The sequence below is a fragment of the Nostoc sp. DedQUE09 genome (genome assembly GCF_034530915.1).
In the GTDB taxonomy this organism is placed as follows: Bacteria; Cyanobacteriota; Cyanobacteriia; order Cyanobacteriales; family Nostocaceae; genus Nostoc.
This window is the reverse complement of sequence record NZ_JAVRCE010000005.1, coordinates 23716-44044: the sequence shown is the minus strand read 5'-3', so window position 1 is coordinate 44044 and position 20329 is coordinate 23716. Positions and strand designations below refer to the sequence as shown.

Here is a 20329-nt window from a genome sequence, read left to right as displayed (position 1 = left end):
TCGACTAAAGCGATGTCTTACCGCAAGGGAATATGGGCCTACGCTTTACTGTAATTTGCCTATATACGACAGGTGTATAAGTCTAGCAAATTTTAGTATGATTATAAAGTCATACTAAATAGTAATACTCAAAATTATTTATAGATGCTCAAAGTCACAATTACCTTAGAAGAAGACATTCTGCAATTTGTAGATCAGTATGCACAGGGAAACCGTAGTGCATACATCAATACACTGCTAGCAGAACACCGCCGCCGAATTTTAGCAGCAGAAATGATTACAGCGCTAAAGCAGGATGTTGAAAATGCAGAGTATCAAGCTGAAATTGCTGCTTGGGATGGTGTTGCAGGAGATGGCATAAATGCCAGGGAGTAATTTAACTTATCGGCGAGGAGAAATACGTTGGGTGAATCTCGATCCAACAGTGGGAGCTGAAGCAAAAAAAATCCGCGCTTGTTTCATTGCGCAAAATGACATCATGAATCAGTATGGATTACTGACAATCGTCATACCATTTCGCCCCGGAAGTAAACAAGCCCCCTATGTTGTCAATATAAAAGCAACACTAAATAATGGACTAGACCAAGACCGTTTTATTGATATTGGGCAAATTCGTGCTGTTGATCATAGTCGTATTTTGGGTTTGGTTGGTGTACTAGAGTCAGACTACTGGGAACTTATTCATACAGCTTTAAATGTAGTTTTGGGATTTGTGGTTTAGAGAAGTTAGGGAATAAAAATAGATATAAAAGTGAGGCAAAAGCGATGAACAAATTAAACTATTTCTTCCTGCTTTTGACTTAAATACATCGCAATTCCTTTCTCATAGTAAGCGGCTTCATTAATAAAAATAGGGTAAACAGTAGACGCTCCCTCATAGAAAATATCTTTTCCTTCAAAAGTCAGAAACATTGGATCGCCTGGATGCAAAGGTTGATAATCTCTAAACTGAAGCTGGGGGTGAATCATGGCTTGAATTTCCCCGCGTAGGGGCAGCCCTTCTCTACGAGAGGCTGCGCTCAGGAACCGCTCGCCGTAGGCATCGCTTCTAGGATAATCGACAGTTCCAATGTATTTATAAAGTGTAAGGTGGTTGGTTGTCTGCGGAATATTCCCCTGGTTGCACCCTTCAAAATAATCTAAAACTGCATAAATAAGCTGTTCTGTTTCCTGAAATAATTCGGCGTTTAAAACATTTTGAGCTACAGCCCCAACTTCTATAACAAAACCCAATTCGCACAAAGAACGGAGAAAACCATTTTCTTTGGATTCTTGATTAATAAAGACTTTCACCAAAGGATTGATAGAACTTAAATAAGCACCTAACCGAAGCAAGAAAGGATGCATATCACAAAAAATCAGAGTTAACCCCATATTGGCAGTTGTGCTGTGCAAATCAACAATTACATCTACAAAAGGCTGATTTTGCGGTTGCAATATCTGTTGCATTGCTTTTGCCCGCATATCTTCATAACTTGAGAGTTGGGGATTTTGTAAACCTTGATTAGTGAAACAACGATTTAAATCTTTTTCAATGTATCGTTTGCCTTCTTCAATAGCTTTGAGATTGCCAAGTAATGCCAGAGTTTCAAAACTTGCCCTATTAATTAAATTAGGATATTGCTGAAACTTCTTGACTAAATGTACTCCTGTTAACTCATTACCGTGGTTTCCTCCAACGATCGCAACTCGTTCAATCTGACTCATAACAACCTCATATCTAAAAAACTACCCTACAGTTATTGAGAATGGTGCAAGATCCAAGATAGAAGTATAGCTGCTGCTGACTAAATCTTGTAAAAGGCTGACGCGATGTCTACGACGGTCACTGAGCGCAGCCGAAGTGCGGGCTACGCCTACGCTCCATATTAGAGCCAAAATATGATAACTGTTAAGCTGTTGGTTTTAGCACAAAAGGGGAGGAAATTTATGGAGTATAATTTTCAAGCAATCGCTGAACTTTACAAAAACGCTCTCCTCAACGACGTACTCCCTTTTTGGGAAAAATATTCCCTCGACTGGGAGCAAGGTGGCTATTTTACTTGCCTCGATCGCGAAGGCAAAATTTATGATACAGACAAATTCATCTGGCTACAAAACCGCCAGGTGTGGACTTTTTCGATGCTTTACAACCAGCTAGAAAAGCGCGAAAATTGGCTCAAAATTGCCAGCAACGGCGCTAATTTTCTCGCCCAACATGGCAGAGATAGCGATGGTAACTGGTACTTTGCCCTGACGCGTGAAGGGAAACCATTGGTTCACCCTTACAACATCTTTTCTGATTGCTTTGCGGCGATGGCATTTAGTAAATATGCACTCGCTGGCGGTGAAGAATGGGCAAAGGATGTAGCGATACAGGCTTACAACAACGTATTACGCCGCAAGGACAATCCAAAGGGCAAATATAATAAAACCTATCCCGGCACACGCCCGATGAAATCATTGGCTGTACCGATGATTTTAGCTAACCTGACTCTAGAAATGGAATGGTTGTTGCCAAAAGAAACACTAGAGAATGTCTTAGCTGAGACAGTCCGCGAAGTGATGACCGATTTTCTCGACCAAGAACGGGGACTAATGTACGAAAACGTTGCCCCCGATGGTTCCCACATTGATTCTTTTGAGGGACGGCTGATTAACCCAGGTCACGGTATCGAAGCTATGTGGTTCATTATGGACATCGCCCGTCGCAAAAACGACACCAAAACTATCAACCAAGCCGTTGATGTGGTGTTAAACATCCTGAATTTTGCTTGGGATAGCGAGTACGGCGGATTGTATTACTTTATGGATGCAGATGGTCATCCCCCACAACAATTGGAATGGGATCAAAAGCTGTGGTGGGTTCACCTAGAATCATTGGTTGCATTAGCGATGGGCTATCGGTTGACAGGGCGTGAGGTGTGTTGGGAATGGTATCAAAAGATGCACGATTACGCCTGGTCACACTTTGCTGATTCCGAGTATGGTGAATGGTTTGGCTACCTGAATCGCCGTGGAGAAGTATTGTTGAACCTCAAAGGAGGCAAATGGAAAGGATGTTTTCACGTACCACGTGCATTGTACCTTTGTTGGCAGCAATTTGAGGCATTGTGATACCTGCGGCAGTAAACAACGCAGTCAGTTTAATCTCTGTTAGTGTACAAGTACTATTGGAAAGATGTCTCATGAATGTTGTGACACCTAAGCGATTTACGATCGCAGAATACCATCAATTGATTGAACTCGGATTTCTGACAGAGAGCGATCGTATTGAATTGATTCGAGGGGAACTGATTCAAATGACAGCAAAGGGAACGCCTCATACAGTTTGTAGTTCTATCCTATGCCGTCAATTGGATCGGCTTTTAGGCGATGGAGCAGTCATCCGTGGACAAGATCCCATCACCCTTCCTAATCAAAGTGAACCTGAGCCGGATGCTGTTATTGCAAGAGGAAGAGATGAAGATTATCTCGCTCATCATCCCTATCCCGAAGATATTTTGTTAGTAATTGAAATTTCGGATAAAACCATAGATTACGACCAAACAACCAAGCTGTCATTGTATGCAGAAGCCGGAATTTCTCATTACTGGATTGTGAATTTATCGGCTCGTCAACTTGAGCGTCATAGCCAACCGTATGAAAATGCTCAAAATAAGTTTAGCTATCTCAGCAAGCAGATTTCTCTATCTAACCAGTCAGTGGCGATTCCTGGATTTGAAAATACTTTATTAGACTTGAGTCGCTTGTTTCCAGACAGTGCTAGTGAATGATTTTGTTGGTGCGATGCCTACGGCGGGCTACGCCTACGCGTAAAAGAGTATTCTATTCTCTGAAACACGTTTAAATACTGATACCTTATGCTTTAAATGATTTAATTAAAGGTATTGCCTAAACAAAAAACTTTTAATATGAGAAAACTGTCTTTGATTCTCCCCTTAGCTATCCTAGCTTTTGGCAGTGTAGTTGTTAAAAGCCAAGAAATCTCCTCACCCAATACTTACACTCAATCTGTTACCCGTGAAGTTTTAGCGAGTGGTTATCCTGCTCAAGATCAAAAGCAGATTCTTGAGCTTGTACGCTATACCATTGCACCAAGAGCAAAACTCCCTACTCATACTCATCCGGGAATGCAGGTTGTACATGTAGAAGCGGGAACTTTAACTTTTACTGTTGTGGAAGGAGAAGCTAAAGTCACCAAAGCTAACGGCACAGAGTTGATTCTTCAAAAAGGAAAAACTATACAGATGACAGTGGGAGATTCTTTAGTTGAATCTGCCGGAATGGTTCATTATGGAGAAAACCAAACAAACAAACCGATTATTCTATTGTCTGCTTCTCTATTTAATGCTAATCAACCAAAAGCTATTTTAACCAATCCTGAAAACAGATAAATTTTTCAATCTACTTGTTCTTCTGACTCAGTGTCTTCATTATTAATTACAAACTAAATTCGGCTGCGCCATCCTCATCCACATCTGCATCCTTACTCATAGCAGTAGGTTTAAATTTGGAGCCATGAATTAATTCACTAAACGCAATTCCTGGATTTTGATGAAGAATATTCAACACACTCATAAAATCTCGCACAATTTCCCCTGGTGTAAGTAAGGCTTCTGCACCCAAGCGATTAATAATTTCTTGCACAAACTCTTTCAACTCACGATTTGTTAAAGTCTGTTCATACCCAAAATTGAGTGCATGAATCTCAGCTAAACGTTGCAAAAGCGTTAATATTTCTGCTTCACTCAACGGATTTAGTCGGATTACTGACCCTAAATGTTCCTGAACATTAGCTTGTGCAACAAAACGGCTTTCTTTTGTGCGTCTTTGCCAAGCTTGGTCTGCAAAAAGTCCTCGTTTGGGATCTTCTAAAAATTTAGTTGTTCCACCAACAACAATGCCAAGATGTTCTGCTTTACATTGCATGGTGTCGTTAAACATTGCGAGGAGTCGATTATAATTCTTTTCTCGTGTAACGGTGGTAGATATTTGATATAAATGTACAGCTTCATCAACTAAAATTAACAGTCCTTTATAGCCAATTTCAGCAACAAATTTAGCAAAAAGTTTTATATAGTCATACCAACTATCATCATCAATAATTACCCGCACTCCTAAAGCAGCTTTCGCCTCAACCTTAGTAGTAAATTCTCCGCGCAACCAGCGCATTGCTGCATTTTTTAAATTATCATCATCCAATCGGTAGCCACGCCAATAAGCGATAATCACGCTACCAAAATCAAAACCGTGAACTAAATCTTCAATATACTGAACTACTTCCCTAATTTTTGATTCAACTTGGTCATCAAAACCATCGTCATTGGGACGCATTTCAGTTTCTTTAACCACTTCTTGCTGAATTTTATTAATCCATCCTTCTAAAATCGAGACTAAAGCACCACCATCAGGACGAGTTTTTGTAGCTAGGTGGCTCATTAATTCTCGATAAGTAGCTACACCTTCATTGTTGCTTCCAGCTAATCGGCGTTCAGGGGCTAAATCAGCATCAGCTACTACAAAACCTTGCTCCATCGCGCGGTTACGAATTAGTTGCAGTAAAAAACTTTTCCCAGAACCGTAGTTACCAATTATGAAGCGAAATGCTGCGACACCTTCTGCAATATCGTCAAGATTTTGTAATAGGCTTTTGAGTTCTTTTTCTCGACCTACTGCGATATATTCAACTCCCACTCTTGGTACGACCCCTGCACCAAGAGAATTGATTAAAGCAGTGGAAATTTTTTTCGAGATTTTGAGCTTTGCCATGTATTACACTTCACTTTATTCTAAACGTAGAAGCACGCAGTAAGTAGGTAAGGTACATCACCTTACTACTAAATCTTACGACGGCAATAACAATTTAATTTGACGAAGTATGTCTAGCCATGAGGTCTTCATACATCGCTATCATTTTTTTGACATCTGTTATATACTCTTGATAAACTTTTGGACTTTCCAAATCAGAATTAATTATTAATTCACCAATAGTATCATTTGCCCGTTCATTTATAGAATCAATTAATAAATTTGGCATAGTAATATTTGCTTCGGCAATTTTTTTAATAGCACTATTGGGATTATCTTGTTCAACTATAGCTTTTAATACTTGTAATTCATGTCCTGGAAGATTTCCGAGAAAATTAGTCCATTCTTCGGGGATATTTTCCGATGTCTCAACTTCCGAATTGACAATTACATTTGAAGATTCAATTATTTCCGAAAATGGAAACAATTCAATATCATCTTCTTGGGAATTCTCCGACAAAGGCTCTGGATTCAAGGTTTCTACTTGTTGTAATAATTCCCATACTTGATTTTGTAATGAGTCTCGTTCTTCTTGCAATAATGAAACTTGTCCTTGTAGTTGCTGCAACTCGGCTTTGTATTCTGCTAGTTGAGTTTGTGAAGAATTAAGAATAGCTTGGATATTTTCTCTTTCGGTTTTCGTTGCTACCAACAATTGATTATTTTGGTTTGTCTCAACTTCTAGCTCTTGAATTGTAATTCGCAGTTCATATAATTTTTCTTCTAATTGGGGTTTGAGTCTGCCTAAAAGAGTTAAATTACTTTCAGCTTCTTGTTTCTCGTGTTGTAGCTCAGAAATTTGGCTTTGTAATTGGGTGATTTCAGCACGAGATACATTACAATTTGACTCTAGACGGCGCTTCTCTGCTGTGAGGATAGAAAATGCATTGTTCAATTCAGTTTGATTTTTCTGCAAATTGTTAATTTCAGTTTGCAGACTACTAACTTCTGTTTCTAATTGCTTCTTTTGTCCTGCAAAGGTTCTTAATTCTCGATGTAGGCTATCTCTTTTGCTACGGCTTTCTATGACTTGATTTTGCAACTGTTGTGATTCAGCATATAATAAATTATGATGTTCTTGAATTTGATTTATTTCTCTGACAACGCGAGCCTTTAATCCCTCCATATCTTTAATTCGCTTGCGCAGAGAACCTATAACAAACATTTCATAATTTCTGCGTCGCTTGTCTATGAATAATGCTGTTGTATGGATAGTAACGGCAGTAATTACACCTGTGAGAAAGGCTTTATTAAAATCCCAGCTTGGGACAAGGCTAAGACCAAAACTCACACTAAAGGCAACTATCACTAGTATAAATCGATTGCTGATCGTTACTGATTGCATATTGCTGGTTTTTAGCGTAATTAAATTATCTGAATAAGTAGCTCTCATAGTAATTTTTAATTAAAAATTATATACATATAAAATGCTTAATGTAAGTAGTTGCTAATCCATTGTTTTGTTTAGGAAAACAAGGCATATTTGTCAGCTTTAGTATCATAGTCGTTCTCAAACATTTAATTTGACTTACTGGTGCATAGCATTGTTGTGTAAATCACAAAAAAGTACAATCACCAATAAAATTTAATATTACGTGTTGGATATATTATTACTTGTATTTAGAAGTGTTAAATCTGCTTTTAAAAAATCAACAAACTGTCGTGCTGTACGTCCAGAACGACCATTGTGACGAGTGGCCCATTGTAATGCCTGAAATTCCAAATCTTCTTGGGTAATATTAATTTCAGCTTGTACCGCTAGATGTTGTACAATTTTTAAATAAGTTTTCTGATTAGCTGGTTCAAAAGTTAAGGTTAAACCAAAGCGATCGCTAAATGAAAGCTTCTCCTGCATCGTATCCCAGGCATGGATTTCTTCGTTATCCTTTGGTGCAGGTCTATCCACAAAAAACTCCCGAATCAGGTGGCGGCGATTGGAAGTAGCATACACAACTACATTTTGAGGCCGCGCCGTTAAATTACCTTCTAAAACTACCTTGAGAGCTTTAAAGGCATCATCATCTTCTTCAAATGAAAGGTCATCGACAAAGATAATAAATTTTTGTGACACACCCCGTAAATGTTCCACGATTTCTGGTAAGTCTTTTAAATCAGATTTTGCTACTTCCAATAAGCGGAGGCTGCGATTGCTATATTCATTCAACAAAGATTTCACTAAAGAAGATTTGCCAGAACCGCGACTACCGTAAAGTAATACATGTAGTGCCATCTCTCCTGATAATAAAAACTCTGTATTTTTCAGCAAAGCATCTTTTTGAGATTCGTAACCGACAAGCGCACTCAGTTTAACCGGGTCAGAATACCTAATACCGATAAACTGACCAGATTGCCATCGTAAAGCGCGATATTCTGCAAATAAACCAGAGCCACATTGCCGATAATAAGCTGCTAACTCTTCTACAGCATCACCCCAATTATCTAACTCTTGTAGATATGTAGTAAATTTTGTCTCTACTCCTACTAATTCTTGCTCTTTATACCACACTACTGGTGAAATCGGCATGTGAGCTACGCCTTGTACCCATTCGCTCAAAGACGCGCTGCTACACTCATAGAGACTTTGCAATACTTGTAAATCATGCTGAACTGCTGTTACTAAAGCTGGAGGCAAATCTTCAAATTCTCGCACTCCCGCCAACCTTGTAAAAGGATTGTCAGAGAAGAGAATTTGAGTAATTAAATAGTCTTCCCAGTTTTGATTTCTAGCAGCCAAAGCGTGAAAGTAACTACCGTAAGCTTGGAGACAACCCCGTGCATCGGCTTCAGTGTAACGTATAGCTTGCAACAGTTCCAGAAATACTATCCCCACTTCACCTTGCAGAACAGATTGGTACAGTAAAAGTGAGGCTGCTTGGCGCTGGAGATATTGAACCCTTGTATATGAGGAAGTAATTGCCATTGGCATCGCTTTATTATCCATTAATCAACTGTGTGGTATAGCTAAATAGCTATGGTAAATTGTCTGCTGACCCTGGCAGTAAAGTCAAAGTCTACATAGGTTTTAACAATGAATTTAGGTATAGTTGCTGCTTTTGCCTACGGCATATTAGCGATAGTGGGTGGCGTTATTGGCTACATTCAAGCTACAAGTAGAGTTTCACTCCTAAGTGGTAGCATTAGCGGTTTCTTACTAATACTTGCCGCTTACTTTCAACTCCAAGGACAAACTTGGGGTGCAATTTTAGCAGTGTTAGTTACTGCTGTTTTAGTAGTTTTCTTTGCATTTCGACTGGCAAAAACACGCAAGTTTATGCCTGCGGGATTAATGACAATTTTGGGTATGCTGGCATTGGCGGTGATGGTGAATCAATTTGTGGCTTTAAGGTAGCATTAGTCTCTCAGCAATAACCACCCTCCTGTTTTTTTTGGTATGGCATGACTTTCCCTGCTTTGAATTATATTAGTACGTTTATATTACTGTAGGTTGTTACCCTTGCCTAATAACTTCTAGCATTCTCAATGAGTTATGGCGATTTCTGTCTAAATAAGGTAAACGGGTAGGGGCGCACAGTACCTTTATCAAGGTGAGCAAAATTGTTGGCAAATAATTGCTCTTGGGACTGTGTTTTCTGTGCATTTTTAGTTAAATAAATTACTTTTCAACCACAGAGGCACAGAGAGTAGAGAGAGAAAAGCAAAAATTTTATCGCCGTTACGCTTCTACGAGACTACTGTTGAATTGCCTTTCCACATCTTCCATTTCGTACTTGATGTAGCCAAGTTTAAAGATGGCTGACAAGAGTTTTTCGTCTTTTGTTAGCGTCTGATTATATTCTGATAGTGCGGCGTTATTCTTTCCTTTTTTCTGATAGACAATACCCCATCCAAAGTAGGCTTGTGCATTCTCTGGCTAAAGTTTTAACAGTTATCCCCCACTTGAAAAATGCCGTGTTTCAAGCTTGACAAAAGTACACTTACATAAGATGCGCTCATATAGGCTTTGTTTGCGATCGCCCATAGTCATTTACAATTTGTAGGTGACGAAAATAACGTGATAACAAGCTTTCCAGGGATAAATTCTGAAAATTAAATCAAAAAATAATTACTAATTGCTAAAAAACTCCGGTTTTTTTGGCTTGGTGATGATAAATAAAAGTAATAGTGTTGAATGTCATGCTTTGTATTGCGAAGGATTATTCAAATTCTTCGCTGCTTTGAGGATGACTACTGAACATCAAACACATCTGCTACCAATCAGTTTTTTGCTGGGGATGCTTCTTGGCCACAAAAAAGGCTTTACCACAAAACTTACTCTAGATGTATCTGAGTAACTATGCTGATAAAGTGTAAAGATGTCACGGCATCTTGGAGCAAATTTTAAAGGAATGGCAAAGGACTTGGTGCCATTTTGGCAGGTTTTACTCCCAAATATGAGATATTAGTAGATTGTAGAAATCTTTATTGTTATTCACATTTCTCTTCTTGCATTAGTTCCTATCTACTAAAAACTCTTAAGACCAAGCAAATTTGACACGATAAGTTTAAGTAATTTAATGAAGTAGGAAATAATACATGGTATTATCACTGTCTTCTCATAACGTTATCCAGTATCTGCAAGAGGCGGGTCTGTGTAGCTCAGAAGATGGCCCATCAGACAAATCTGAGTTGCCAGGAAGTAGTCAGAACAATTTCAATTTACTAGTGACTTTAGCAGATAATCGCCAACTGCTCATTAAACAAAAACGTAACGTTAACAACAATGACGGCGCGCCTCATGAATTGTTTCAGGAGTGGCTGTTTCACCAGTTGCTACAACAGTTTCCAGTTCTAGGTAATACTTCAGCAATCGCGCCATTGGTAGTGCATTTTGACGAAGAAAATTCGATTCTTGTCCGTAGCTACTTGAATGAATATCTAGAGCTTGCGACATTATACCACAACAATGAGATTTTTCCACAAGAAATTGCCTCTGCCATCGGCACAACTTTGGCGGGACTGCATCGCGCCACCTACAACCGCCGAGAATATCGGGATTTTATGGCAACTGCTCCCCAAGGAGAGTTTCGCTACGGGTTTTACAATCCAGCTCAAGGGGTAGGGTCAATTGGGCCGGAGATTCTTGGGACTGTTCCCACGGATGCACTAAAATTCTATGTTCTTTATCAAGAATACGAGAGTTTGGAATCTGCGATCGCAGATTTGGCATATAGCTGGAATGCTTGCTGCTTAACTCATAACGACCTGAAATTGAACAACATTTTGGTTCATTCCAGATGGGAGCAACTAGACAATTGTCTTATACGACTAATTGACTGGGAAGCTTGTTCTTGGGGAGACCCAGCCTTTGATTTAGGAACTTTACTGGCAAGCTATTTAGAAATTTGGCTCAAGAGTCTGGTAGTAGACCCTACCATTGAGTTAGAAGAATCTCTACATTTAGCGTTAACACCGCTAGAGATTTTACAACCTTCAATTATTGCCTTAATTAGAGCTTATATAAATGCTTTCCCGATGATTTTAGAATACCGCAGTGACTTTATTTCGCGGGTTATCCAGTTTGCGGGACTAGCACTAATTCATCAAATTCAGGAGATAATTACGTGCCGTAAACACTTTAATAATGTTGAACTGTGTATGTTGCAAGTAGCTAAAAGTTTACTTGTAATGCCAGAGCAAGCTGTACTGACCATTTTCGGAATATCAGAGTCAGAAATCCTGAATCCTGTGGCAAAGATTCATAAATTTCCTCAGCCTGTGAAAGAGCAGCAGTTACTTCGGATTTATTACGAAAAAACTCGGCTACGTGGTTGTTAGTAGTAAAGAGTAGAACAATTTGAAGAAGAATACACAATTCTGAATTCTGTATTTTGACTTCTTCTATTTTATTACAGTTTGATTTCTGAATGGATTAATGCTAAATTCCTCTATCAATCAATCGCTAAATTCTCTATTTGATATTGCTCAGAATATCCAGATTGAGTCAAATTTTTGTATTTACCATCCCAATTATCAACCCTTTGCTCTCCCGACTAAAATAGCCGATAGATTTCAGAAAAATTCCGTAGATTTACAACAGAAGTATCTCACTCTACTACTGCGAAATTTTCTCTATGGAATCTATTACAATGGCTCCCTACAAAGTACTTTGGCAGTCAATACTGATAATGCTAATCGACCGCAAAAGCATAATTTAGCAGATAATTCCATTTTGGAGATTGACTGGGACTTTTACGAGCAACTGCACGCCAGTAATCACGGCATCGGTTACTTTGACCCTCGATGGCAGGTGTTGCGGAAAGAGCCTGATGGGACTATGGCTGTGACTAAAGGCGGTTTAACACTTTATGTTGAGCCAGATTGCCATGTAGAATCCAGTAAGAAATCTACCAAACTGGGTGACATGGTAGCAATCTGGATGCCCAAAAATCGACTGCAAAATGGCTGTTACTTAGCAGTTAGCAATGTTGGACAGGAACGCCAAAGCAACCCAGACGCCGATTTAGGAGCAGGGCGAATCTACTTTAACTTTACGGCATCTGGTGCGATCGCTCTCATGGAAAGCTTGACACAGCAACTAAATGCAGCCTCGATTCCCTTTAGTTTTCAAGTTCTCCACAACCCTTCTGCTTATGGACGCTATGATTCAGGGCTACTTTACTTTGAACTCCCTGACTATCCAGCAATCCGCACAATCCTTCAGACTGTTTATATCGAAAATCAATCCCATTTCCAGCCCGAAATTCCTTTGTTTACCAAATTTTTAGCTCCAGGATTAGGTTTAGCCGAAGAACCAACCCAAAAATTTGCGGCACAAGAAAGTTTTGGGATGAACCGTTGCCAAATCGTTGCAAATGCTTTGTTGGAAGCTTGGCAAAAAGGTAAAAATGCGATGGAGGAACGGATGAGGGTTATTGACCAACACTTTGCGCGACACCTAATAGATTTGCAGCGTCCTTATCTCAATCCTAGTTCTAAGGATATATACAAGCCGTTAAATTGATGGGGAGTAGGGAGTGGGAAGAACTACAAGTTTCAGGACAGATGTGGTTTAAATTAAGATTTATGAATGATAGGACTTACGTATTAAAGCCTGAAATTTAGATCCCGCCAAGTCCCCCTTAAAGTTTAAAATTGATTAGTTTAAATTAACCAATTTTAAGCTATGAATCATTTAATTAACGAACTTTTTGTAAAGATAAAGTCTGACGACGAACGTGTACGCAGTAATGCAATTACTGACATATCATTCATCTTAGAAATTAATTCTTGGCAGTTACCACTAGAAAAAAGAATGAGTAGATATCATGGTTTAATAAAACAGGAGTTAATAAATATAAATTTAGCGGATAACGAAGAGGCAGAAATTGTAGAATTCCTACAAAGAGAGATTATTGATTCAAATAAATTAAAGAGTAGTTTATTATTTACAATTGGTAAAGCTTCATCAAAGACCGGGCTTATACTACTACTAGACATTATTCAAAATTACTCTTCTGAATTTAATGCAAATGAGTCTTATCAAACTTTAGTTTCTTTAGAGAGGTTATTGTTCTGGGATTATCATGGATTATCTGATGAAGAAAAAAGAAACATTGTTTCTCAAACAAATCCTACACCTTTTATAGAGAGTAAATTAGCATGGGCATTGAATAATCCTAATTCACCCCACTCATCTGAGTTGCAGCATAATGCCGAACGTTTACTAGGCGGTTTAAGTCAATTACTGAAAAAAACTAATGAATAAACAGCACGATATAGAGTTATCGTTAATTTTTATAACTCGTTAAGATACCGCTATCATTCCAATCAACTAACTCCACACGCCCTACAGCAACCTTTGATACTTGTAAATAAGTCTTTGATAGGACTTACGCAAAATTATGAAAAAACGAACCGCCTTCTCTGCGAGAGGCTTCCGCCAACGCACAGAGTCTCGCAGAGAAGAAATAAGAGTTTCAGAGAAATATTGCGTAAGTCATATTTGATACTCGTTAATGAGCATCAAAACTCCACTCTTTTTTGTCCCAATACCCAATTCAAAATTCCACAATTACCGGCACATGGTCGCTGGGTTGAGTTAACTTTCTCGGCGCGACATCAATAATACAACTTGTAGCACGCTCATACAGGATAGGCGTAAGATAGTGATGGTCAATCCGCCAACCTAAGTTACGACGAAAAGCGGCAGAGCGATAATCCCACCAGCTATAATTTCCACCTTCGGTGGTGAATTTGCGAAAAGCATCGGCAAATCCCAGTTTCAGAATATCCCGTAAGGCTTGGCGCTCTGTTTCTGTTGCCATAATGTGATTTTCTGTACTCACTTGCTCGTGAATATCCTTATCTTCCAAGGCGATATTGAAGTCGCCACACACACAAATTGCGGATTCTGACAACACCAGCAATCGCAAATACTCGTGTAGCGCTGTCAACCAACGCAGTTTGTATTCGTATTTCTCCGTTCCTACCGCTGCGCCATTAGGAACATATAAGTTTACAATCCGTACACCATTAATTACACCAGTAATCACGCGCTTTTGCTCGTCCCATTCGTGATGTAAATCTGGCAAAATCGCCCTAAACCCGCTACTGACATTTACGAGTGGCTGGCGGCTAATCAGGGCTACACCATTATAAGATTTTTGTCCTGACATATAAAGGTTATACCCTAACTGCTCAAAAGGCGATCGCGGAAATTCAGCATCCACAACTTTGGTTTCTTGCAAGCAGAGAACATCAACAGGATTTAGAGTTAACCAATCGATAACCTGTTCAAGGCGAGTGCGAATTGAGTTGACGTTCCAAGTAGCGATTTTCATTAGTTAATATCAGAATTTTTGTAAATTACTAATTACAAATTATGTAATTATTGTACAATTACTTAATATTTATATTTACTGTTATCTTTCCCAATTACCTTTAAATGAAGCTTTAATGGCTTGATCCCATTGAATATTTTAGTATTGTCAACTACCAAATATTCAATTTTGTAAGTTCTGCTACAAAACATTCTACCTCTTTATGATCCCCAAGACAGATGCAACAAATAATAGGTTAGCTATACGGTTAGAAGTGTAGCTCAGAGTTGACTTTTGCCGATAGTCAGTTAGATTTGTTGGCAGAAAATTTGCGGTACAGTTAACCGTTATTGGGCTTTTGATAGACTGTTAGGTAAATTTAAATGTCAAAAGAGTAAGTACAAATGCTCTTTACTCATAAAATAATGACCTAGATCATTATTGAGGACAATTTCATAGACTGAACCAGAAAAACTTATGAAAATCGCTCAGGTTGCCCCCTTATGGGAAAGGGTTCCACCTCCTAATTATGGAGGAATAGAACTGGTAGTGAGTCGCTTGACTGATGAACTTGTTCGTCGCGGTCATGAGGTAACTTTATTTGCCTCTGGTGATTCTGAAACTTTGGCTCATTTAAAAGCAGTTTATCCACGTGCATTACGCTTAGACCCAAATGTAAAAGAGTATGCAGTGTATGAAATGCTAGAACTAAGTCAAGTTTACCAGCGTGCTGACCAATTCGATATTATCCATTCTCATGTAGGGATTTCGGCATTACCTTTAGCGAGTTTGATAACAGTAACTCCTACAGTCCACACCCTGCACAATAATTTTACAACTGATAACCGTCACGCATTTAGCTACTACCAAAAGCAACCATACATCAGCATTAGTAACTCGCAGCGTCAAATCGATCTTAATTATGTCGGCACGGTTTATAACGGAATTGAGCTAGCAGATTACCCATTTGTAGCTCAAGCCTTAGAACCTCCATATTTAGCATTTTTAGGTCGTTTTTCGCCAGATAAAGGCCCGCACCATGCGATCGCCATTGCTAAACAAACTGGTTGGCGCTTGAAGATGGCAGGAAAGGTTGATGGAGAAAAATTGGAGTTTTTTGAACAAGAGATTGTCCCTCACATAGATGGTGAGCAAATCGAATATCTCGGTGAAATTAACCACACTGAAAAAACTCAACTTTTGGGCAATGCTGCGATAACTCTTTTCCCCATCAGCTGGCAAGAACCTTTTGGCTTAGTAATGATTGAATCAATGGCAACTGGTACGCCAGTAATTGCCATGAATTTCGGCTCCGTACCTGAAGTTATTGCCCACGGTAAAACAGGTTTTATCTGCAATAGCTATGCAGAAATGGCGGCAATGATTCCACCAGCTTTGGAACTCAATCGTCAAACCTGTCGAAAACACGTAGAAAACAACTTTAGCGTTAGCCACATGGTTAACGGATATGAAGCTGTTTACAGACAAATTATTAAAGACCGCATAGAATCGAATGGCCGCATTCATGCAGCTAACATTCAGTTTTAATCAACTGCTTTTTTGACTTAGTTTAAAACAACAATTTTTTTAAGGAGGACATTGGTATGAGTACGAGAGCCAACACTTGCCCATGCTGCGGTGGTTCTCTCCTGCGTCATGCTCGTCATGGTGAACTATATTGGTTTTGCCTGTCGTGCCGACAAGAAGTACCGCTGTTAACTGCTACTCGCTTACCTAATGTGGAAACTCGGAACACCGGATTGCTTCCCCAGCCAGCGGTGAATACCTAGTTTTTCAATCAATATATAAAACCTACTAAAAATCAATACTGATTTAGTTTAAACCTATCAATAAGCCCCAACTGGTAAAATCGAATGGAGCTAATTAATAGGTTTAATGTTTTGTTAGCAGCGTTACTTTATGGTCAAGAAGATTTACGCTTAGAGCAAGTTTCTGACCCCACTCCGGCGGCTGGTGAAGTTGTGATGAAAGTGGGAACAGCAACAACTTGTGGTACAGATTTGAAAGTCTGGCGGCGTGGTGGTCATGCTAGGATGCTGATACCGCCAACGCTGTTTGGTCACGAAGCTGCTGGGCGAATTGTTGCTGTGGGTACAGGGGTGACAAATTGGCAAGTAGGCGATCGCATCGTCGCTAATAATTCTGCCCCATGCATGAAATGCTTTTTTTGTCAACGTCAAGAATATTCCTTATGTCCAAATTTGACCTGGAATAATGGGACTTTTGCCCAATACTTGAAAATCCCTGCACCGATAGTAGAGCATAATATGTTGCAGATTCCCGATGAGTTGCCGTGGCAATTGGCAGCGATGACGGAACCTTTAGCTTGTGTGTTGCATGGTGTAGCGCGTTCTAATATTAAGCCCAAAGATAAAGTCGTCGTGTTAGGAGATGGGGCGATCGGGCTGATGTTTGTAGCGGCCTTGAGTGAGAAAGCTGAAGTTTTGCTGTGGGGAGGTAATAACCACAGACTAGAAATTGGTCAGAAATTGGGTGCAACCCAGACCTTTAATTATCATCAAATTCCAGAGATTCCCAGTGTAGTAAAAGAATTTACCCAAGGATGGGGTGCAGATGTAGTAATTGAAGCCACTGGTGTCCCAAGTGTTTGGGAAACTGCGATCGCCTGCGCCCGTCCTGGTGCAACAGTCAACTTATTCGGTGGATGTCCACGGGATACCAGCATTACCGTTAGTACAGAACAGCTACACTATAGCGAACTTACTATCAAAGGCGTGTTTCATAATACACCAGAGTATGTGCGATCGGCCCTTGCACTCATAGCTAGTCGTAAAATTCCCTTTGAGTTACTTATTAGCGAACAACGACCATTAAAAGATTTAGAACAGGTGTTTTGTGAAATGAAAGCGCGACAAGTAATTAAAGTAGCGATGATTCCTTAAATTGTGTTAGTTACAGTGTGAGCAAGGAGACAAAATGTTATTTATGGTAGTCGAGCGATTTAAGGACGGTAAAACTAAAGAAATATACCGCCGATTTCAAGAGAAAGGGCGCATGATGCCTGAAGGTTTAAAGTATGTAGATAGCTGGGTTGAAGTTAACTTTGATCGTTGCTTTCAACTCATGGAATGTGACGATCTACGTTTATTTCAGGAGTGGATATTGCAATGGCAAGACCTTGGTGAATTTGAGATAATTCCCGTCGTTCTGTCGAAACAGACAGCAGAGATAGTTAATAAGACACTTTAGCAGCAGGTAGATGCATAGTTTGTTAGCCTAGTCTCTAACCGTGAATAACTATTGAGAAGCTCAGCCTCCCTAATTAGTGCCGATGCTCATGCTAAAGCAACTTGTTACTACTAGGAAGAATTTCTCTGCTTCTTATAGTTTAATTGAGCGATCGCTATAATTGCATCTCTACCAACTAATAATAAATTCTTATGGCAAACACTATTTCAATTACCGATTCTCTAGTTCCTAATCCCGTCCCTAAATCAACAATTATTCGTTTGGAGAATATCTTTAAAATATATGGCAGTGGCGAAACTGAAGTCAAAGCACTTAACGATGTTAATTTAACTATCCACGAGGGCGAATATTGTTCAATTATGGGGCCATCTGGTTCAGGCAAATCCACAGCTATGAATATTATCGGCTGTCTAGACCGACCCACAGGTGGACATTATTACTTAGATAATATTGATGTGGCGCAAATGGATGATAAATCCTTGGCACACATCCGTAATAAAAAGCTGGGTTTTGTCTTCCAACAATTCCATTTATTACCCCAACTCACAGCATTAGAAAATGTGATGCTACCAATGGTCTATGCTAGTGTGAATCCGAAAGAAAGAAGCGATCGCGCAACAGAAGCATTGACGCGAGTAGGTTTAGCAAATCGCCTCAACAACAAACCAACTCAACTATCTGGTGGACAACAACAAAGAGTAGCGATCGCGCGTGCGATCGTCAATCGTCCCGTAGTACTCCTCGCCGATGAACCTACAGGCGCACTTGATTCGCGCACAACCCAAGAAGTCTTAGATATTTTTGGCGAACTCAATGCCAGTGGAATCACAGTTGTCATGGTGACACATGAACCAGAAGTCGCCCGTCAAACTCAGCGCATCGTTTGGTTCCGTGATGGTCAAGTAGTACACTCTAACCTCACCCCAGCCGACTTGAGTCAGTTAGCTGTCTCGTAGGTTCGTAAAGTCCGCAGAGGCGGACTTTGGTTTGTGTAGCCGCGATTTCTAATCGCCAAAGCTGATTACAAACTTGACGTTTTTCCAGTTTCTGCTTGTGTTTCGATTGGTTTAACATCGGTGTAACCCACTTCACCAGCTATTGTCCGAAACACTGACATTTGCTCTTCAAAATCTAGTCCTTCAATCTCGGAAAGCAGATCGTTAACTGCCTGACTTGGCTGGTAACTAGACGGTATTCCAACCACCGTATCTCCCATAGCTACCGCCCAAGCATACCAAACTAGCAGCTGGTTGTTTTCTTTTATCGCCCCATAAGCACGAGAATATTCTGTGTCTTTGCGGTTAACAATATCCCGCATAATATCTAGTTGCTGCTCATCGGATAATTTAAAGTAATCTCCTAGCAGAAGTGGTGCTAACTCTGGTTCAGCCGCAGCAGGAGCAGCGGGCGTGATCGAATCACCCATTTTTTTATAAACAAAATAGAACCAAGCTAATTTGGCATCAGTATCTAAGGCGTTAAACCTATCCACAAATTGTTGAGTTTCATTGCTCTGGGCTTGAGAAATAGTTTTATCGTAACTTGCAGTCATAAATTTGTTTCCAAGGAAATGTAATAGGCCAAACTAAGTCCTACCAGAGTTTGAGAATCAGATTCTACTATCCATAGAAATAGTTAAATTAATTGGAAATTCCAGCTTTAATCTACCTTTTAATAGAGGTAAAAGTCTCCCCCAGGAAGCAAGAAATCAGCACATTACTTCGCTATGCTAGCTTTAGCAATAAAAAATTTACCTAAGGTTTTAATTATGCCTGATGAAGAAGTGAAGCCCAATTTAAATGAAGCTTCCACCCAGGATGCACAATTAGCTGCTGAAAGCATAGCTAGTGGTGAAGAAAAAGCGCCAACGGTGGATTTTGATGCTGATTATGCAGCTGCACAAAAATTCAGCGTTAGTGAAGTCGATCGCACAGGTGAAGGTGCAGCAGCAGCTGATTCAGCTACTGCACCTAAATATCAAACCTCTAAGCCACAAGAGACAAAACCTCAAACACAGTCAACAGGCAATCCTGATGATTTTCTAGAGTCAGCAAAAGAAGTTGGGAATTCTCGGACTGAGGATGCAACTAATGTCAGCGATGATTTAGTAAAACAAGCTTTAGAAAAGGGTGAACGGAAAAATTAATTTTTCCTGATATCTTACTATTTTGTAATACCAATTTTAAAAAAGAAGGCGACAAATAGACCATTTGTAGAGACGTTGTAGAGACGCGATTCATCGCGTCTTTAGTCAAGCGTGTCTTGCAATCATTAATGGAATTGGTATAATATGGGCAATGTCACAAATATAAAAATTGAAGTTGTGACCATTAGTAGGCATTGCCCACTCTACTGTTTTGACCAATAGTCAACTGATTTTGAATTTTAAATTTTGGATTTTGGATTGATCCTAACGACAAAGGTACGGGGCAATATGATTTTAAATTTTGGATTGACAATTTGTTTTGCCTACTTTCTTGCGGGGCATGAACCGCAAATTTTCTAAAATCTCAAACTGGCACGGTCAATTGGTAAAATCTTCACAATCC

The 20329-nt window shown here is 39.6% G+C and carries 21 protein-coding genes; 15 read left to right on the top strand and 6 right to left on the bottom strand.

Annotated elements, in window-relative coordinates; genetic code table 11:
- Positions 1 to 144 precede the first annotated feature (144 nt).
- Positions 145 to 375, top strand: a complete 231-nt coding sequence (locus RMY27_RS04730) for a CopG family transcriptional regulator (protein ID WP_322660893.1) — start codon at positions 145 to 147, stop codon at positions 373 to 375.
- A complete protein-coding gene (locus RMY27_RS04725; RefSeq protein ID WP_322660891.1) occupies positions 362 to 721 on the top strand; it encodes a type II toxin-antitoxin system PemK/MazF family toxin in 360 nt (119 codons plus the stop codon). Before RMY27_RS04730 ends, RMY27_RS04725 begins: the two co-directional genes overlap by 14 nt.
- A gap of 53 nt (positions 722 to 774) precedes the next feature.
- Here RMY27_RS04725 and RMY27_RS04720 read toward each other — a convergent pair whose 3' ends face one another.
- Positions 775 to 1707 (bottom strand): aspartoacylase, encoded by a 933-nt coding sequence (locus RMY27_RS04720; RefSeq protein WP_322660890.1) that lies wholly within the window; start codon positions 1705 to 1707, stop codon positions 775 to 777.
- Positions 1708 to 1929: 222 nt separating this feature from the next.
- Here RMY27_RS04720 and RMY27_RS04715 point away from each other — a divergent pair, with 222 nt between their 5' ends.
- The 3 genes from RMY27_RS04715 to RMY27_RS04705 all read left to right on the top strand — a co-directional run bounded on the left by RMY27_RS04715 (position 1930) and on the right by RMY27_RS04705 (position 4376).
- Positions 1930 to 3096 (top strand): AGE family epimerase/isomerase, encoded by a 1167-nt coding sequence (locus RMY27_RS04715; protein ID WP_322660889.1) that lies wholly within the window; start codon positions 1930 to 1932, stop codon positions 3094 to 3096.
- Between the two features lie 71 nt (positions 3097 to 3167).
- Positions 3168 to 3755 (top strand): Uma2 family endonuclease, encoded by a 588-nt coding sequence (locus RMY27_RS04710; protein ID WP_322660888.1) that lies wholly within the window; start codon positions 3168 to 3170, stop codon positions 3753 to 3755.
- 138 nt (positions 3756 to 3893) lie between these two features.
- On the top strand, positions 3894 to 4376 hold the full coding sequence (locus RMY27_RS04705) for a cupin domain-containing protein (RefSeq protein ID WP_322660886.1): 483 nt from the start codon (positions 3894 to 3896) through the stop codon (positions 4374 to 4376).
- Positions 4377 to 4422: 46 nt separating this feature from the next.
- Here the strand turns inward: RMY27_RS04705 and RMY27_RS04700 are convergent, their stop codons facing one another.
- The 3 genes from RMY27_RS04700 to RMY27_RS04690 form a co-directional block, all read right to left on the bottom strand.
- Positions 4423 to 5751 (bottom strand): ATP-binding protein, encoded by a 1329-nt coding sequence (locus tag RMY27_RS04700; protein WP_322660884.1) that lies wholly within the window; start codon positions 5749 to 5751, stop codon positions 4423 to 4425.
- 94 nt (positions 5752 to 5845) lie between these two features.
- Positions 5846 to 7183, bottom strand: coding sequence for a tellurite resistance TerB C-terminal domain-containing protein (locus RMY27_RS04695; protein ID WP_322660882.1), 1338 nt, complete (start codon positions 7181 to 7183; stop codon positions 5846 to 5848).
- Between the two features lie 198 nt (positions 7184 to 7381).
- Positions 7382 to 8731: an ATP-binding protein gene (locus RMY27_RS04690; protein WP_322660880.1), complete on the bottom strand. Its 1350-nt coding sequence runs from the start codon at positions 8729 to 8731 to the stop codon at positions 7382 to 7384.
- A gap of 87 nt (positions 8732 to 8818) precedes the next feature.
- Between RMY27_RS04690 and RMY27_RS04685 the strand changes: the two genes are divergently transcribed.
- The 4 genes from RMY27_RS04685 (at position 8819) to RMY27_RS04670 (ending at position 13495) form a co-directional block, all read left to right on the top strand.
- A complete protein-coding gene (locus tag RMY27_RS04685) occupies positions 8819 to 9139 on the top strand; it encodes a TMEM14 family protein (RefSeq protein ID WP_322660878.1) in 321 nt (106 codons plus the stop codon).
- Positions 9140 to 10323: 1184 nt separating this feature from the next.
- Complete coding sequence (locus tag RMY27_RS04680) at positions 10324 to 11565, top strand: aminoglycoside phosphotransferase family protein (RefSeq protein ID WP_322660876.1); 1242 nt, start codon at positions 10324 to 10326, stop codon at positions 11563 to 11565.
- A 97-nt stretch (positions 11566 to 11662) separates the two neighbouring features.
- Positions 11663 to 12751, top strand: a complete 1089-nt coding sequence (locus RMY27_RS04675) for a T3SS effector HopA1 family protein (RefSeq protein ID WP_322660874.1) — start codon at positions 11663 to 11665, stop codon at positions 12749 to 12751.
- Between the two features lie 162 nt (positions 12752 to 12913).
- Entirely contained in the window at positions 12914 to 13495 is a 582-nt protein-coding gene (locus tag RMY27_RS04670) for a hypothetical protein (RefSeq protein WP_322660872.1), read from the top strand.
- Between the two features lie 292 nt (positions 13496 to 13787).
- Here the strand turns inward: RMY27_RS04670 and xth are convergent, their stop codons facing one another.
- Complete coding sequence (gene xth / locus RMY27_RS04665) at positions 13788 to 14570, bottom strand: exodeoxyribonuclease III (RefSeq protein WP_322660870.1); 783 nt, start codon at positions 14568 to 14570, stop codon at positions 13788 to 13790.
- A gap of 456 nt (positions 14571 to 15026) precedes the next feature.
- On the opposite strand from xth, the gene RMY27_RS04660 reads away from it, so the two are divergent.
- The 5 genes from RMY27_RS04660 (at position 15027) to RMY27_RS04640 (ending at position 18736) form a co-directional block, all read left to right on the top strand.
- The gene (locus RMY27_RS04660) at positions 15027 to 16097 is read left to right on the top strand and encodes a glycosyltransferase family 4 protein (RefSeq protein ID WP_322660869.1); all 1071 of its coding nucleotides are present in this window, start codon (positions 15027 to 15029) and stop codon (positions 16095 to 16097) included.
- A 56-nt stretch (positions 16098 to 16153) separates the two neighbouring features.
- The gene (locus RMY27_RS04655; protein ID WP_322660868.1) at positions 16154 to 16339 is read left to right on the top strand and encodes a hypothetical protein; all 186 of its coding nucleotides are present in this window, start codon (positions 16154 to 16156) and stop codon (positions 16337 to 16339) included.
- 111 nt (positions 16340 to 16450) lie between these two features.
- Positions 16451 to 17473, top strand: a complete 1023-nt coding sequence (locus tag RMY27_RS04650) for a zinc-dependent alcohol dehydrogenase (protein WP_322661113.1) — start codon at positions 16451 to 16453, stop codon at positions 17471 to 17473.
- A gap of 34 nt (positions 17474 to 17507) precedes the next feature.
- Positions 17508 to 17780, top strand: a complete 273-nt coding sequence (locus RMY27_RS04645) for a DUF3303 domain-containing protein (protein ID WP_322660866.1) — start codon at positions 17508 to 17510, stop codon at positions 17778 to 17780.
- A gap of 191 nt (positions 17781 to 17971) precedes the next feature.
- Positions 17972 to 18736 carry an ABC transporter ATP-binding protein gene (locus tag RMY27_RS04640; protein WP_322660864.1) on the top strand — a complete coding sequence of 255 codons (765 nt, stop codon included), beginning with the start codon at positions 17972 to 17974 and terminating at the stop codon, positions 18734 to 18736.
- Positions 18737 to 18801: 65 nt separating this feature from the next.
- Here RMY27_RS04640 and RMY27_RS04635 read toward each other — a convergent pair whose 3' ends face one another.
- Positions 18802 to 19332, bottom strand: a complete 531-nt coding sequence (locus RMY27_RS04635) for an orange carotenoid protein N-terminal domain-containing protein (RefSeq protein WP_322660862.1) — start codon at positions 19330 to 19332, stop codon at positions 18802 to 18804.
- Positions 19333 to 19548: 216 nt separating this feature from the next.
- Here RMY27_RS04635 and RMY27_RS04630 point away from each other — a divergent pair, with 216 nt between their 5' ends.
- Complete coding sequence (locus RMY27_RS04630; protein WP_322660860.1) at positions 19549 to 19926, top strand: hypothetical protein; 378 nt, start codon at positions 19549 to 19551, stop codon at positions 19924 to 19926.
- The last annotated feature ends 403 nt before the right edge of the window (positions 19927 to 20329 follow it).